This is a genomic window from Actinomycetospora lemnae (assembly GCF_028737315.1).
Classification (GTDB): Bacteria; Actinomycetota; Actinomycetes; order Mycobacteriales; family Pseudonocardiaceae; genus Actinomycetospora; species Actinomycetospora lemnae.
The window spans coordinates 217258-232043 of sequence record NZ_JAQZAO010000004.1; the positions used below are offsets into that span (position 1 = coordinate 217258).

Consider the following 14786-nt stretch of genomic DNA (forward strand, 5'->3'; position numbering starts at 1 on the left):
ACGCCCAGCGAACGCCCCACCCATGTGAGCGAACTCCCGACCTATAGCTCGAAAGTCCGCTCACGAGGGGCGTCAGCGCAGGTCGACGGGCTCGCCGGCCGCGGCGCGGGCGAGGGCGTGACGGGAGGGCTCGCGGTAGAGCGGGTAGAGCTCGCCGACCGTCCGGTCCACCGCCGCGCGGTCGAGCCACGCCGGGCCGCCCAGGCGCTCGCGGCCCTCGGCGGTCAGGGTGACGGGCTGCGCGCCCGGCCGGGGCGGGTCGCCGAGACCGACGAGGTCGCTGCCGCGGGCGAGCAGGCGCTCGACGCCCCGGGCCCCGATGCGCCCGTACGACATGGTCTCCACCTCGAGCCCCGGCACGATGACCTTCGCGGTGACCGCCGACCCGGCGTCCGCGACCACCGTGAGCACGTCGAACCCGTCGAGACGGGCGAGCAGGTCGTCGAGCAGCGCGCCGGGCTCGGACAGGCCCGGGGTGTGCGGCAGGTCGGTGAACGCCACCCGCCCCCGGCGCGCGAGCACGGTGGGCTCGAGCAGGTCGCGCAGCTCGGCGGGCCCGCGCGCGATCCAGTCGGCCATCGCCTCGAACGCCCGGCGCTCCTGCGGCGGCACCGGGTGCGCGAGCTCGCGCTCCCAGTACCGGGCGTCGAACAGCGGCCCGACGGTGTCGAGATCGGCGTGGGCGACGAGCTTGCGCACCCGCGCGGAGCAGAACTCCAGCAGCGCCTTCTGCAGGGCCTCCTCGCGGTCCGGGTGCGCGGCCTCGCCGCACGCCGTGACCGAGATCGGGTGCGGGGCGTCGGCGGGGTCGGTGTCGTAGCCGACGACGTGCAGGTCGGTGACGCCGAACGCCGTCGACGCGAGCTTCGGCACGACGGTGATGCCGACGTCGGCGAGGTGGTCGAGCAGCCGGCGGGTGTCGGGGTCGGTGACGCCGTCGGTGTCGATGACGATGCCGCGGTCCAGCGCCCGGAACGCGGTCGCGTTGCCGTCGCGCTGCAGCAGCTCGCCCAGGGCGTGCCCGACCGCGCGCTCGGCGGTGTCGCCGGCGCCGCAGCCGTTGGTGATGACCGTGATCAGCCGCTCCTCGGCGGGCTGCCAGTCGAGGTCGACGGGGTAGGCCGCCGCGAACTCGGCGGGGACGAGCACCTCCTCGCCGGTGCGCCACCGCGTCGTCGGCAGCCACCAGCGCGCGGCGTCCGGGTCGTAGTCGGTGCCCGCGGGCAGGACGAGGGCGACCGGGTCGACGACCCGGTCGTCGCCGCGGGCGGCCCGCAGCTCGGTGAAGGAGCCGCGGACGGGCTCGAGCTCGCGCAGGCGCCGGGCCAGCAGCATCTCCTCGGCGAGCTCGGCGTGGGCCGCGACCCGGGCCCGCTCGGCGGACAGGCCGTAGCCGAACGCGCCGCTGCGCGGCCACTCGGCGGCCGGGTCGGCGTGGTCGGCGGCCACCACGGCGACGCCGGTCCGGTCGGCGGACGACAGCTCGACGTCGCCCACCTCGCCCGGGGGCAGCGCCGCGTCCAGCGCGGCGGTGACGTCGTCGTAGGACACCGTCACCGCAGCTCGTCCAGCGGGACCGGCCCGGCCACCGGCTGCGCGGAGAGCAGCCGGTCGTAGAGCGCGAGGACGGTCTTGGTGGAGATGCCCGACGCGTACTCGAACGGCGTCGCGACGGCGTCGAAGTCGAGCCGCTCGATGACGGCGTAGGCGTCGCGGATCTCCTGGTGGGAGAGCGGGATCTGCGCGTGGTACGCCTTGTGCGCGCTCAGCCCGACCGGCGCGCCGTCGGCGTCGAAGCTCGCCTTGAGCATGTCACCGCAGAACAGGATGCCGCGCCGCTCGTCGTGCAGGACGTTGTGGCCGTCGAAGTGCCCGCCGGTGCGGTGGGCGACGAGGCCGGGGGCGAACTCGTGGCGGTCGTCGAGGGGCCAGGTGACGCGGAAGGCCTTGGTCCACTCCAGGTCGCGGACCCCGATCCCGAGCACCGGCGGGTCGAGCTCGTCCTGGAGCTGGAAGAGCGCGCCGTAGCCGTGGACGTGGCTCGCGCCGAGTGCCGCGAGCCCGCCGCGGCGACGGATCTCGGCGATGGCGGCGTCCGGGTAGAAGCCGGCGGCCTCCCAGCCGACGAGCCCGCGATCGGTCTCGATCACCCACCCGCAGGTGCCCAGCCCGACCTGCGGCTCGCACCAGAAGCCGGTGACGCCGGGCGTCACCTCCTCCCAGCGGGCCTCGCGACCCGCGGCGAGGTCGGCGAACGACCGGAACTCCCAACCGTCCTCGGGCAGGGCGTTGCGGACGTCGACGCACACCGGGCACTGCGGCGGCACGGCGAACCAGCGCTGCCAGTGCCCGCAGTTGGTGCAGGTCCAGGGGCTCAGGGGCATGCCGCCTCCATCAGCAGGGTGTGCAGGGCGAGGTCGCGCTCGAGCGGGTACGGCCAGGTGGCCTCCCCGCGGACGGCCGCGCCGAACGCGGCGAGCTGGCGGTCGAACGGGCCGGTGTCGGCGTCGAAGGGCACCGGGGCGGCCGCGCCCGTCGTCGCGTCGATGCGGGTGAGGGTGCCGCCGGCGTCCTGTCCGAGCGTGTTCTCCGCGACGAGCTGGGCGCGGGTGCCGACGACCTCGAGACGCCGCCGGGGCAGCGGGTCGGCCGTGGAGAAGCTGACGTGGTGCGACAGCAACGTGCCGCTCGCGGTGCGGCCGACGAGGACGGCGCTGTCATCGGCGGTGCGGTCGACGTAGTCGTGGACCCGGGTCGCGGTGAGGGCGACGAGGTCGACGACGTCCTCGCCGAGCAGGCGCCCGGTGAGGTCGATGCCGTGCGGGGCCAGGTCGATCATCGCGCCGCCGCCCGCGCGGGCGGGGTCCACGCGCCAGTTGTCCCGGCCCCCGATGGGCGTGGCCCAGTCCGGCGGCAGCCAGCACCCGTAGACGATGCGCACGGTGGTGACGACGCCGAGGTCGCCCGCCGCGACCATCCCGGCCATCACCTCGTGGGCCGGGTGGAAGCGCTGGTCGAAGGCGGTGCCGGCGAGCAGGCCGTCGGTCGCCGCGACGATCTCCTTCGCCGCCGGCACGTCGTGGGCCAGCGGCTTCTCGCACAGGACCGGGATCCCGGCGGCCGCGACGGCGGCGACGACCGGTGCGTGCGCGTGGTTCGGGGTCGCCACGTAGACCGCGTCGAGGCCGGGCGCGGCGAGGAGGTCGATGAGGTCGTCGAACGCCGGCGCTCCGCCGTCCACGGCCTCGAGCGCGGCCGGGTCGCGGTCGTGCACGCCGACGAGGTGCGCGGCGGGATCGGCGGCGATGGCGGGCAGGACGTGGTCGCGCGCCACCCAGCCGGCGCCGACGACACCCCAGCCACATCTCTCCCGGCCCGTGCTCACCAGCGCCCCGGGAGGTCGACGACGAGCCGGCGCGCGCCGGCGTCGGCAGGCAGGGGGTCCGGCCACTGCTCGGGGAGGTAGGTCGCGGCGCGCGGGCCGTACTCGTGGCCCCAGACGTCGTTCGGCCAGCGCCGCTCGCCGTCGGCGTAGAGGGGGTTGGGTCGCAGGTCCGCGCCCGGCGGGGGATCGAGGAGCGCCGGGTCCGGGGGGACGGCGCCCCCGTCGCGGGCCAGCGCCACGGCCTCGGTGTCGCCGAGGTCCTGGGCGTCGGCGGCCCGCGGCAGGCGCCGCTCCAGGGTCGCCGAGGTCAGCTCCTCCTCGGCGTAGGTGCTGGCGCCGGGCAGCAGCGCCGCCCACGCCTCCGGCGGGCGCGGATGGCCGGGCTGACCGAGGTTGTGGCAGTGCGCGGCGACGACGGCACCGCCCTCGCCGGCGTGCTCCGCGGCCGTCGCGAGCACCGCCGCCGGGTCCGCGAGGAAGTAGAGGACGTCGTGGACCGCGACGTAGGTGCCGGAGGTGCCGGAGGTGCCGGTCTCCGGCGCCACCGGCCAGGGGTACGCCAGGTCCGCGCACACGAGCGCGACGTGCTCGGGCACGAGGAAGCGGCGCGCGAGCCAGAGCTTGGCGAACACGACGTCGACGCCGGTCAGGTCGCGCTCGCCGTGGTCGGCGAGGCGGCGCAGGAGGTGCCCGGCCCCGCAGGCGAGGTCGAGCACCGGGCGCCCGGCCGGCGGGTGGGCCGCCGTGAGCGCGAGGACGGCGAGGCCCGAGGGGTCGTGGTCGCGGTGCAGGAAGTAGTCGCCGACCCGCCCGAGCCCCAGCCCCGCGACGGCCTCGCGCAGCGTGGTGGCCGCGAGCGTCGCGCGCAGCTGCTCGGCGGGCGGCGGGGGCTGGTCCCACCAGTCGTCGTTGTCGGCGAGCAGCACCGCCGCCGCGTCGTCCGGGCGGCCGTCGTCGAGCGCCGCGAGCGCGGTGTCGCGCACCTCCTCGCGACCCGCCCGCAGGTAGGGGATGCCCTCGAGCACCGGCCAGCGGGCCGTGCCGTCGTCGAGGCTGTGCGGGGTGTCGGGGCGCAGCGCGGCCCCGGTCGCGGGGCTGCGCAGGGTCGCAGCGAACGAGCTGTTCGCTGCTTCTACGCGCGCGAACTCCGCGTTCGCGGCGCTCGCCGCGCTCACGGCAGCAGCCCCGCCGCGTCGAGGACGGCGTTCTGGTGCTCCTGGACCGGCGAGGCGTGCACGAGCTCGAGGTCGACGAGCGCCGCCCGGGCGGTGAACGCCGCCGCGCGGGCGTGGTGGTGGGTCTGCAGGACGCGGTCGAGGACGTCGGCGGCGTGGAAGGTCGCGCCGAGCGGGGTGTCCGCGTCCGCCCGGGCGCCGAGCAGGCCGCGCACGCGCCCGGCGAGGGCGTCGGGCAGGCTCGCGAGCGCGCGCTCGGTCAGCCGGTCGACGACGCCGTCGAGGTGCTCGCCGAGCAGGGTCTCGCCGGCGAACCCGGCGTCGGGCAGCACGGCGTTGTGCACGTGGTGTGCGAGCCCGAGGAGGAACGCCTCGCCCCGGTCGGCGCCGTGGTCCTCGGCCAGCAGCGCCCCGTAGACGGCCACCGCCCAGCAGTGCTCGCCGTGGTCCTCGGGTGGTTCGACGATCAGCCGCGGCTGCCCCGGGGCGGTCGCCCCGGCCCGGGGCTGGCGGCACAGCGCCCCGACGAAGGTCGGCGGTGCCACGTGACCGGCCTCCGGGGCCGGGGCCGCGTGCAGTCGCGCGAGCGTCGCCGGGTGCACGGCGTCCGCGGCGACCTCGTCGATCGCGCGGCGCAGCACGTCGCGGGTCTCATCGGCGGAGAGCCCCGCCTCGTCGAGCACCGTCGCGTCGATCCCCGCCAGGCGCGCCCCGGCGACCGCGGCCGCGGTCTCGGCGTCGGCGACCGAGGTCGGGTCGGCGCCCGAGACGAGCGCCGACCACGCACGGACGAAGGCCCGCGCCGCCATCGACCCGTCGGCGTCGGCGGTGCGGACGCGCTTGAGGTCGCCGACCTCCCGGAACAGCCCGGGGACCGCCGCGTACCGGGCGGTCGGCGCGGCCAGGGCCGTCGTCACGCCGCGCCCGCGCTGATCCACTCGCGCAGCACGCGCTCCTGGACGTGCAGCGCGTGCTCCGGGCGGCGGCCGTCGCGGGTGGTCGGCGCCTTGAAGAAGTAGCCGAGCTGCTCCTGCGCCCCGCCCTCACCGCGACGCTGGGCCTCGACGACCAGGCGCACGAGCTCGAGCACCAGCGGCGCCGCGAGCACGGAGTCGCGGGCCATGAAGTCGACCTTGATCTGCATCCGCTGGCCGAGGAAGCCGGTCAGGTCGATGTTGTCCCAGGCCTCCTTCTCGTCGCCGCGCGGGCGGTAGTAGTCGATGCGCACGACGTGGTCGCCGACCTCGTAGCCGAGGATGTCGTCGAGCACGGAGCCCTTGGTCTGCACCTTGGAGGACAGCGAGTCCGGGTCGTCGAGGATCTCGCCGTCGCGGTTGCCGAGGATGTTCGTCGAGTACCAGCCGTCGACGGTCAGCGCGCGCGAGCGGAAGGCGGGCGCGAGCACCGTCTTCATCATCGTCTGCCCGGTCTTGCCGTCCTTGCCGGCCACCGGCACGCCCCGCTGCTCGGCGAGCTCCAGCAGCGCGGGGACGTCGGCCGCCGCGCTCGGGGTGAAGTTGACGTACGGGCAGTGCTCGGTGATCGCGGCGTAGGCGTAGAGCATGCCCGGGGTGATCGCGGCGTCGTCGACGTCGAGCGCCTTCTCGAAGCCCTCGGCCGTGGCCAGCGCCGGCAGGGTCAGGTCCGGCCAGCGCTCGGTGGAGGCGAGGTTGACCACGACGACCTGGTCGAGGTCCTGCTCGGCCCTGAAGCGCCGCAGGTCCTCGACGATGTGCGCGACGCGATCGCGCAGCGCCGCCACGGCCACGAGGTTGGTGCCGCGGGCGTTGCGGCAGTACTCGGGGTCGGCCACGGCCGCCCACGGCTCGATGCCCCCGAGGGCCGACCCGACGGCCTCGATCTGGCGGTCGTCGAGGACTCGGTGCACGTGCGCGGCCTTGGCGAGGTCGTCGCCCTGGACGTCCCAGCCGCCGAAGACCAGCGAGGTGTAGGGCACCAGCCCCGGCACGTCGGCGAGCGGGAGCCCGTCGGTGCCGACCGTGCCCAGCTTCATCATCTCCACGCCACCGACCGCGGTGGTGGCGACCGCGCCACCGAGCCCGACGATCGCCACTCCCGTGCGCCCGTTGTCCGCCACGTGGTCCTCCTCGACCCTGTCCTCCGGCCCGGTGTGGACCCCGGCAGCCGTACCAACAGGGCCCCCCACCGAAACCGGTGGTGGGCGACCGGTCGCCGGAGAGCCTCGGTGACCGGGATCACGGTGACCCCGGCAAAGTCCGGGGTCGGGCACCCGCGACCCCCGCCGTTCGTTGCGGGAACGTCGGTGGTGTCCAGCCATCCACGAGGGAGCGGAGGCGTCCATGACCACGCTGACCAGGCCGCAGTCCAACAAGGTGATCGCCGGCGTGTGCGCCGGGCTCGCGGAGCGCTTCGGGATGTCGGCGGGGGTGGTACGGCTGCTGTTCGTGCTGTCGTGCCTGCTGCCCGGCCCGCAGTTCGTCATCTACATCGCGCTGTGGGTGATCATGCCGAAGCGGTGACGCTCAGGTTGCGCTCAGGCCTCCGCCAGGCGCGGGCCAGGCCGGAGGGGGACTCTGGAGTCCGACGCACCGGAAGGGGTCGGACATGGAAGGCCTGCTGATCGTCCTCATCATCGTCGGGGTCCTGGCGCTCATCACGGGTGGCGCCGCCGTCCAGGCCGTCCAGCAGTACCAGCGCGGGGTCGTGCTGCGCTTCGGGCGCCTCCTGTCCCAGGTCCGCGAGCCGGGGCTGCGGGTGATCATCCCGTTCGTCGACCGCATGCGGAAGGTGCCGATCCAGACGACGGTGCTCGACGTGCCGTCGCAGAACGCGATCACGCGTGACAACGTCACGATCGGCGTCGACGCGGTCGTCTACTTCCGCGTGAGCGACCCCGTCCGCGCGGTCATCAACGTCGACGACTACCTGCGGGCGACGTCCCAGGTCGCGCAGACCTCGATGCGGTCGGTCATCGGCCGCGCCGACCTGGACACGCTGCTCTCGGACCGCGAGGCGATCAACTCCGAGCTCAAGGCGGTGATCGACGCGCCCACCGAGGACTGGGGCGTGAGCATCGACCGCGTCGAGATCAAGGACATCGCGCTGCCGGAGGGCATGCGGCGGTCGATGTCGCGCCAGGCCGAGGCCGAGCGCGACCGCCGGGCCCGCGTCATCTCGGCCGAGGCCGAGCTCGAGGCCTCGGAGAAGCTCACCCAGGCCTCGGAGCGCATGAGCGCCGCCCCCGGCGCGCTGCAACTGCGCCTGCTCCAGACCGTCACGGACGTGGCGTCGGACAAGAACTCGACCCTGGTCATGCCCCTGCCGGTGGAGCTGCTGCGGTTCTTCGAGAACACGACCGGCTCGGCTGCGGGCTCGGCTGCGGGCTCGGCGTCGGCGACGCCGGCCGAGACGGGCGAGGCGGTCCGCCGTGCGATCGAGGCCGCGGCGGAGCCGACGGCCCGGGAGGCGGCCGAGCCCGTCACCGAGGACGAGGCGGCCGCACCCCTCACCAGAGGTGACCCGGCAGATCGCGGGTGAGCTCGGCGAGCTCCCCGCGGGTCGTCGCGGCGTAGGCCGCGGCGGCCCGCTCCTCGAACTCCTCGACGGTCAGGCGGCCGTTGCCGACGGCGCGCTGCAGTCGCTCGACGACGAGCTCGCGCTCGGCGTCCGATGCCCGTACGTCCCGCACGTCGCCATCTTCCCCGGCTCAGGGCGTGGGCGCGGGCTGTGCGACCCGGCCGAAGGGGGAGTCGGCGGGGTCGGCGAACACGTGCAGCCCGAAGGTCTCGGAGAGCTCCCGGCACAGGCCGACCCCGCGCACCGAGTTCCCGTGCACGTCGAGGCCCGGTGAGTACACGCCGAAGCCGAAGTAGCGGGGCAGCACGAAGACGATGTCGCCCGACACCCCGCTCTTGGCGGGGATGCCGACCTCGTTGGCCCACTGGCCGGCGGCGTCGTACATGCCGCAGGTCATCATGACGCTGATGACGTCGCGGACGTGCTCGCGCCCGATCGCCCGCTCGCCGGTCAGCGGGTTCACGCCCCCGTTGGCCAGCGTCGCGCCCATGACGGACAGGTCGGCGGCGGTGACCGTGATCGAGCACGCCGACAGGTAGGTCTCGACGACCTCGTCGATGTCGCCGGTGATCATCCCGAGCGAGCGCATGATGTAGCAGAGGCCGAGGTTGCGGTCGTTGCTGCGCAGCTGGGCGCGCAGGATCCGCTGGTCCACGGCGAGCTCCGGGTTCCCGGAGTACACGCGGTAGCGCTCGAGGATGCGGTCGACCTTCTCGTCGACGTCCTTGCCGGCCACGAGGTTGGCCGCGACGAGCGCGCCCGCGTTGATCATCGGGTTGTGGGGCCGGTGGTGGGCCTCGTCGAACGTGATCGAGTTGAACGGGTCGCCGGAGGGCTCGACGCCGACGCGGCGGAGGGTCTCGGCGGCGCCGTTGTCCTCGAGCGCGAGCCCGTAGGTGAAGACCTTCGACACCGAGTGCAGCGGGAACTTCACCGAGCAGTCGCCGGAGCGCCACTGCGTGCCGTCGACGTTGGTGCCGGCGAGGCCGAAGTGGTGGCGCTCGTCCTCCGGCGCGTCCTCGGGGTAGTAGCTGACGACCTGGTCCTGGCCCCAGGTCCGGTACTTGGCGTGGAGCTCGTCGAGCTGGCGTGCGACGAGGTCCCGCTCCTCGGTGTCGACCACGATCGACATCGTGCCGCCTCAGGCGCGGGTCAGGCGAGGCCCCCCGGTGCGCCGGAGCCGGCCGAAGCGGGTCTGGTCCGGGGTGGCGAACATGTGCAGGCCGTAGCGGGCCGAGAGCTCCCGGAACACCGCCTGGCCTCGCACGGAGTTGCCGTGGGCGTCGAGCCCGGGGGAGAAGGTCGCGAGACCGAGGCGTCCGGGCATCACGGCGACGATCCCGCCCGAGACGCCGCTCTTGGCGGGGATGCCGACGTCGGTGGCCCACTCGCCGACCGCGTCGTACATCCCGCAGGTCATCATCACGCTGACGACGTCGCGGACGTGGTTCGCATCGAGCGCCCGCCGGCCGCTCAGCGGGTTCAGGCCCCCGTTGGCGAGCGTCGCCCCGACGGTCGAGAGCTCGCAGGTGGTCACGCGCACCGAGCACATCGACAGGTAGACCCGCAGGTTCTCCTCGATGTCGCCGGTGAGCATCCCCAGCGATCGCATGAGGTAGCTGATCGCGAGGTTGCGGTCGGCGGCCGCGAGCTGGTCGGCGAGCAGCTCCTGGTCGACCTCGAGGTCCGGCGCCCCCGCGAACGCCCGCATCCGGTCGAGGATCCGGGCGATCTTCTCGTCGGCCGTGTCCCCGTGGACGAGGTAGGCGGCGACGAGTGCGCCGGCGTTGACCATCGGGTTGTGCGGGCGCTGGTGCTCGTCGTCGAAGGTGATCGAGTGGAACGGGTCGCCCGACGGCTCGACGCCGACGTGGCGCAGGGTCGTCTCGCGCCCGTTGTCCTCGAGCGCGAGCGCGTAGGTGACGACCTTGGAGATCGACTGCAGCGGGAACCGGAACTCGCAGTCGCCCACGGTCCACTGGGTGCCGTCGACGGCCGTCCCGGCGAGCCCGAAGATGTCCTCCTCACCCTCGGCGGCCGGCAGGGCGATGGAGACGATGTCGTCCTCGTGCTCCTCGGCGTGGTGGTCGTGCAGCGCCTCGAGCTGCTCCTGGACCAGTGCCTCCTCGGCGTCGCTCACCACGGGGCGCATCCTGCCTCCCACCTGGTGGGTGCGCCCGAGGGGGGATCCGGGGCATGCTTCCCCAGGTCGACACCGCCGTCGTCCAGTCATCGAGGTCGCCGTGGAACGCCTGCCCGAGCCCCCGCACGGACCCCTGACCGAGCGCGAGCGGGCGGCGCTCGCCCGGCTCGCGGAGCACGAGGCGGCGGCCGACCCCCGCTTCGCGCGGCGGCTGGGTGGCCGCCCGACGCGGCGCGGCGGGGGCGTGCCGTGGCTCGTGGTCGGCGTCCTCGCCGTGGTCGGGATGGCGCTGCTCGTGGTGCCCGGGGTGTGGGTGCTCGCCGGCGTCGCGACGGCGATCATCGTCGTCGTCCCCGTGGCCCTCATCGCCTGGGCGCTGGAGCAGGGGGACCCGCCACCCCGTCCGTGAGCGGACTTTCCAGCCATGGCTCGAAGGTCTGCTCACGAGAGCTTGGCGAGCGCCTTCGTGATCCGCTGCTCCGACACCGGGCCCGGGGTGCCGATCTCCTGGGCGAACAGGCTCACGCGCAGCTCCTGGAGCATCCAGGCCACGGCGTCGAAGGCGTCGCGGTCGAAGCTGCGCGGCTCGGACGCGGCCCGCGCGCGCCGGGCGCGGTACTCGCCCTCGACGCGGTGCGCGGTCGCCATCGCCTCGGCGTCGCGGGCCGGCGCGGTCGGGAGCTTGTCGAGGCGGCGGCGCGCGGCCCGGAGGTAGCGCGCCACGTCGGGCAGGCGCGCCACCGGCGTGCGCGCGACGAACCGGTCGCCGACGAGCACGCGGACCTGCTCCCGGACGTCGTCGAGCGCGTCGGTGAGCAGGCCGCCGGGGCGGGCGGCGAGCTCGTCGAGCGCGAGCGCCACCTGCCCGGCCTCGCCGAGCACCGTCTCGGCGCGGGAGAGCACCTCGGCCGCCGCGGCCGGCAGGCGCGCGGCGACGTGGGCGCGCAGGGTCTCGAACGCCGCCGGGTCCCACGCCGGGCCGCCGCCCGTGGCCACCAGCGCGTCGATCGCCGCGTCCACGCAGTCCTCGGCCAGTTCGTCGACGTCGCGGTACTGCATCGACGGTCCGGCTCCGCTGCGCTTCGTGCCCACCGCGGTCATCGCGCCCCGCAACCGCAGCACCGCCCGGTTGTCCAGCGAGCGCACGAGCGAGCGCGCCGGGGACGCGATCGCGAGCCGCAGCAGGCGCCGGGTCCCGCCGCGCATGGCGTCGCGGGCCTCGAAGGCGGAGTCGAAGACGCGCACGTCCACGGCCCGGCCGGTGTCGACGAGCGCCAGGTGGGCGGTCACCGTGCCGCCGGACCGCTGCTGCTCGCGGGTGCGCGGCAGCTCGCCGACCTCGGCGAACGAGGTCAGCCCGCGGCGCTCGGCCCCGTCGGCGACCGCGGCCACGGCGCGGCGGGTCGCCTCGGCGTGCCGGCGGCGCAGCGCGCCCAGGTCCGGCCCCTCGGCCACCGTCGCGCCCTCGTCGTCGACCACCCGGAACGTCAGGCGCAGGTGCGCGGGGAGGCTCGCGACGTTCCACGCGTCGACGGGCACGTCGAGCCCCGACAGGCGCTTGACCGCCTCGGACAGCGCCGGCAGCAGCGGCTCGTCACCGCGCGGCCGGCCGTCGCGCGCGAGGCGCGCCAGCAGCGCCCGCGCGCTGTCGGGGGCGGGCACGAGCGAGCGGCGCAGGTTCTTGGGCAGCGAGCGCACGAGCGCGGTGAGCATCTCCTCGCGCAACCCCGGCACCTGCCACGCGAGGTCCTCGGCGCGCACCTGCCCGAGCACCGCCAGCGGCACCGTCACCGTGACGCCGTCGGTCTCGGCGCCCGGCTCGTAGGAGTAGGACAGCGGCAGTGTCAGGCCGCCCGAGGTCCAGGTGTCGGGGTACTGCTCGGCCGTCGGTGCCTCGCCCGCGAGCAGGGCCTGCGGGTCGAGGTCGAGCAGGTGCGGGTCCCGGCGCTGCGCCTTCTGCCACCAGCGGTCGAAGTGGCGCACGGACACGACGTCGTCGGGGATCCGCGCGTCGTAGAACCTGAAAGTCGTCTCGTCGTCGACGGCGAGCTCGCGGCGGGCGCGGCGCTCCATCTCCTCGACCTGCTCGAGCCGCTCGCGGTTGCGCGCGACGAAGGCGTGGCGGGTGTTCCACTCGCCCTGCACCAGCGCGTGACGCACGAAGATCTCGCGGGCCACCTCGGCGTCGATGCGGTGGTAGTCGACGGTGCGGTCGAGGGCGAGCGGGACGCCGAACAGCGACACCCGCTCGGTGGCGACCGCCGTCCCGCGCCGCTTCGACCAGTGCGGCTCGGAGTACGTCCGGGTGACGAGGTCCCCGGCGGCGGCCTCCACCCACGCGGGCTCGACGCCGGCCACCGTGCGCGCCCAGAGCCGGGAGGTCTCCACCAGCTCGGCGGCCATGACCATCGTCGGCGGGCGTTTCGCCAGCGTCGAGCCGGGCCAGATCGCGAACCGGGCGCCGCGGGAGCCCTCGTACTCGGTGATCGGCCGTCGCTTCGGCTTCGGCGCCCCCTGCTTGGGCCGGGGCGGCTCCTGCGCGAGCCCGATCTGCGAGAGCAGCCCGGTGAGCAGCGCCTGGTGGACGCGGTTGCCGAGATCCTTGGTGAGCTCCGCCGACGGCTCGTTGCGGGTGAGCCCGAGCTCGTCGCCGAGCTGGCGCAGCTGCGCCGCGAGGTCCTGCCACTCGCGGATGCGCAGGCCGTTGAGGAACTCCGCCTGGCAGCGCTTGCGGAACTGGTTCGACGACAGCTCCCGGCGCCCGGTGCGCACGTGCTCCCACAGGTGCACCCAGGACAGGAAGTCCGAGCGCGGGTCGGTGAAGCGGGCGTGCGCGGCGTCGGCCTCGTCGGCCTTGTCCGCCGGCCGCTCCCGCGGGTCCTGGGCGGACAGGCCCGCGGCGATGACCGTGACCTCGTGGAGGCAGCCCAGCTCGTCGGCCGCGAGCACCATGCGCGCGATCCGGGGGTCGACGGGCAGGCGTGCGAGCCGGCGGCCCGTGTCCGACAGCCGCGTCGCGTCCCCGTCGACCAGCGCGCCGAGCTCGGTGAGCAGCCGGACGCCGTCGCGGACCGCGAGCCGGTCGGGCGGGTCGACGAACGGGAACTCCTCGACGGGCCCGAGCTTGGCGCCCGCCATCTGCAGGATCACCGAGGCGAGGTTCGTGCGCTGGATCTCCGGGTCGGTGAACTCCGGGCGCGCGTCGAAGTCGTCCTCGGCGTAGAGGCGGATGCAGATGCCGTCCGCGACGCGGCCGCAGCGCCCGGCGCGCTGGGTGGCCGACGCCTGCGAGATGGGCTCGATCGGCAGGCGCTGCACCTTCGTGCGCCGCGAGTAGCGCGAGATGCGCGCGAGACCGGGGTCGATGACGTAGCGGATGCCGGGCACGGTCAGCGAGGTCTCGGCGACGTTGGTCGCCAGCACGATCCGCCGCCGCCCGCCCTGCGCGGGCTCGAAGACGCGGTGCTGTTCCGCGGCGGACAGCCGCGCGTAGAGCGGCAGGACGTCGAGGTCCTCGACGTGCGCCTGCTCGGCGTGCTCGCGCAGGGCGTCGGCCGCGTCGCGGATCTCCCGCTCGCCCGAGAGGAAGACGAGGACGTCCCCGTCCGGCCCCTCGCGGCGCAGCTCGTCGACGGCGTCGACGATGCCCTCGACCTGGTCGCGCTGCTGGGAGGGTGGGTCGGCAGCAGGATCGACCAGCGGCCGGTAGCGGATCTCGACGGGATAGGTCCGGCCGGACACCTCGATGATCGGGGCAGGCTCGCCGGAGGTGCCCCTGAAGTGCTCGGCGAAGCGCTCCGGGTCGATCGTCGCCGAGGTGATGATCACCTTGAGGTCGGGGCGGCGGGGCAGGAGCTGCGCGAGGTAGCCGAGCAGGAAGTCGATGTTGAGGCTGCGCTCGTGCGCCTCGTCGATGATCAGCGTGTCGTAGCGGCGCAGCAGCCGGTCCTGCTGGATCTCCGCGAGCAGGATGCCGTCGGTCATGAGCTTGACCAGCGTGTCCTCGCTCGCGCGGCTGGTGAAGCGGACCTGGTAACCGACGGTGTCGGTGCCCGTCGTGCCCAGCTCCTCGGCGACGCGCTCGGCGACGGTCCGCGCGGCGATGCGCCGCGGCTGGGTGTGGCCGATGGTGCCGAGCACCCCGCGCCCGAGCTCGAGCGCGATCTTCGGCAGCTGCGTCGTCTTGCCCGAGCCGGTCTCGCCCGCGACCACGACGACCTGGTGCGACGCCAGCGCCTCGCGGATCTCCCCGACGCGCTCGGTGATCGGGAGCGTCTCCGGGTAGGTGATCGCCGGGACCGACGCCCGGCGGCGCGCCACGCGCTTCTCGGCGGCGACGACGTCGCCGGCGATCTTCTCCAGCGTGCCCGTCCGCCGCCCGTCGTCGGTGATGCGCTGCGCGCCCGCGATCCGGCGCCGGAGGCGGTGCTCGTCGGCGGGACCGAGCGCGGCGACGCGGGTCGCGAGGTCGGTCCCGACATCGCTGCCGACGTCGATCGCGGCTGACACCGTGCGGACTCCTCCT

At 74.9% G+C, this 14786-nt stretch carries 13 protein-coding genes; 3 read left to right on the forward strand and 10 right to left on the reverse strand.

What is annotated here, in order from left to right; all coding sequences use genetic code 11:
- Window positions 1-72: 72 nt before the first annotated feature.
- The 6 genes from PGB27_RS10545 to PGB27_RS10570 are packed head-to-tail and all read right to left on the reverse strand — an operon-like array spanning window position 73 to window position 6658.
- Window positions 73-1557: a YcaO-like family protein gene (locus PGB27_RS10545; protein WP_274200322.1), complete on the reverse strand. Its 1485-nt coding sequence runs from the start codon at window positions 1555-1557 to the stop codon at window positions 73-75.
- Entirely contained in the window at window positions 1554-2384 is an 831-nt protein-coding gene (locus PGB27_RS10550) for an MBL fold metallo-hydrolase (protein ID WP_274200323.1), read from the reverse strand. The genes PGB27_RS10545 and PGB27_RS10550 overlap by 4 nt, the downstream gene beginning before the upstream one ends.
- Window positions 2375-3385: a Gfo/Idh/MocA family protein gene (locus PGB27_RS10555; RefSeq protein ID WP_274200324.1), complete on the reverse strand. Its 1011-nt coding sequence runs from the start codon at window positions 3383-3385 to the stop codon at window positions 2375-2377. Before PGB27_RS10555 ends, PGB27_RS10550 begins: the two co-directional genes overlap by 10 nt.
- The gene (locus tag PGB27_RS10560) at window positions 3382-4560 is read right to left on the reverse strand and encodes a class I SAM-dependent methyltransferase (protein ID WP_274200325.1); all 1179 of its coding nucleotides are present in this window, start codon (window positions 4558-4560) and stop codon (window positions 3382-3384) included. Before PGB27_RS10560 ends, PGB27_RS10555 begins: the two co-directional genes overlap by 4 nt.
- On the reverse strand, window positions 4557-5477 hold the full coding sequence (locus tag PGB27_RS10565) for an HD domain-containing protein (protein WP_274200326.1): 921 nt from the start codon (window positions 5475-5477) through the stop codon (window positions 4557-4559). The genes PGB27_RS10560 and PGB27_RS10565 overlap by 4 nt, the downstream gene beginning before the upstream one ends.
- The gene (locus tag PGB27_RS10570; RefSeq protein ID WP_274200327.1) at window positions 5474-6658 is read right to left on the reverse strand and encodes an inositol-3-phosphate synthase; all 1185 of its coding nucleotides are present in this window, start codon (window positions 6656-6658) and stop codon (window positions 5474-5476) included. Before PGB27_RS10570 ends, PGB27_RS10565 begins: the two co-directional genes overlap by 4 nt.
- 223 nt (window positions 6659-6881) lie before the next feature.
- On the opposite strand from PGB27_RS10570, the gene PGB27_RS10575 reads away from it, so the two are divergent.
- Together PGB27_RS10575 and PGB27_RS10580 are read left to right on the forward strand one after the other, a co-directional pair.
- Entirely contained in the window at window positions 6882-7061 is a 180-nt protein-coding gene (locus tag PGB27_RS10575; protein WP_274200328.1) for a PspC domain-containing protein, read from the forward strand.
- An 85-nt stretch (window positions 7062-7146) separates the two neighbouring features.
- Window positions 7147-8079, forward strand: a complete 933-nt coding sequence (locus PGB27_RS10580; protein WP_274200329.1) for a slipin family protein — start codon at window positions 7147-7149, stop codon at window positions 8077-8079.
- Here the strand turns inward: PGB27_RS10580 and PGB27_RS10585 are convergent.
- The 3 genes from PGB27_RS10585 to glsA (PGB27_RS10595) are packed head-to-tail and all read right to left on the reverse strand — an operon-like array spanning window position 8048 to window position 10270.
- Complete coding sequence (locus tag PGB27_RS10585) at window positions 8048-8230, reverse strand: DUF1707 SHOCT-like domain-containing protein (RefSeq protein ID WP_274200330.1); 183 nt, start codon at window positions 8228-8230, stop codon at window positions 8048-8050. The genes PGB27_RS10580 and PGB27_RS10585 overlap by 32 nt on opposite strands.
- Window positions 8231-8248: 18 nt before the next feature.
- The gene (glsA, locus tag PGB27_RS10590; RefSeq protein ID WP_274200331.1) at window positions 8249-9241 is read right to left on the reverse strand and encodes a glutaminase A; all 993 of its coding nucleotides are present in this window, start codon (window positions 9239-9241) and stop codon (window positions 8249-8251) included.
- 18 nt (window positions 9242-9259) lie between these two features.
- The gene (gene glsA / locus PGB27_RS10595) at window positions 9260-10270 is read right to left on the reverse strand and encodes a glutaminase A (protein ID WP_274200332.1); all 1011 of its coding nucleotides are present in this window, start codon (window positions 10268-10270) and stop codon (window positions 9260-9262) included.
- A gap of 91 nt (window positions 10271-10361) precedes the next feature.
- Between glsA (PGB27_RS10595) and PGB27_RS10600 the strand changes: the two genes are divergently transcribed.
- Window positions 10362-10670, forward strand: coding sequence for a DUF3040 domain-containing protein (locus PGB27_RS10600; RefSeq protein WP_274200333.1), 309 nt, complete (start codon window positions 10362-10364; stop codon window positions 10668-10670).
- 32 nt (window positions 10671-10702) lie between these two features.
- On the opposite strand, the gene hrpA is transcribed toward PGB27_RS10600, so the two are convergent.
- A complete protein-coding gene (hrpA, locus tag PGB27_RS10605; RefSeq protein ID WP_274200334.1) occupies window positions 10703-14770 on the reverse strand; it encodes an ATP-dependent RNA helicase HrpA in 4068 nt (1355 codons plus the stop codon).
- Window positions 14771-14786 lie beyond the last annotated feature (16 nt).

What these genes read in the sequence shown, in the direction of transcription:
- PGB27_RS10550 (WP_274200323.1), bottom strand. Translation starts at nt 2,384, where the DNA reads ATGCCCCTGAGCCCCTGGACCTGCACCAACTGCGGGCACTGGCAGCGC.
- PGB27_RS10575 (WP_274200328.1), top strand. Translation starts at nt 6,882, where the DNA reads ATGACCACGCTGACCAGGCCGCAGTCCAACAAGGTGATCGCCGGCGTG.
- PGB27_RS10580 (WP_274200329.1), top strand. Translation starts at nt 7,147, where the DNA reads ATGGAAGGCCTGCTGATCGTCCTCATCATCGTCGGGGTCCTGGCGCTC.
- glsA (WP_274200332.1), bottom strand. Translation starts at nt 10,270, where the DNA reads ATGCGCCCCGTGGTGAGCGACGCCGAGGAGGCACTGGTCCAGGAGCAG.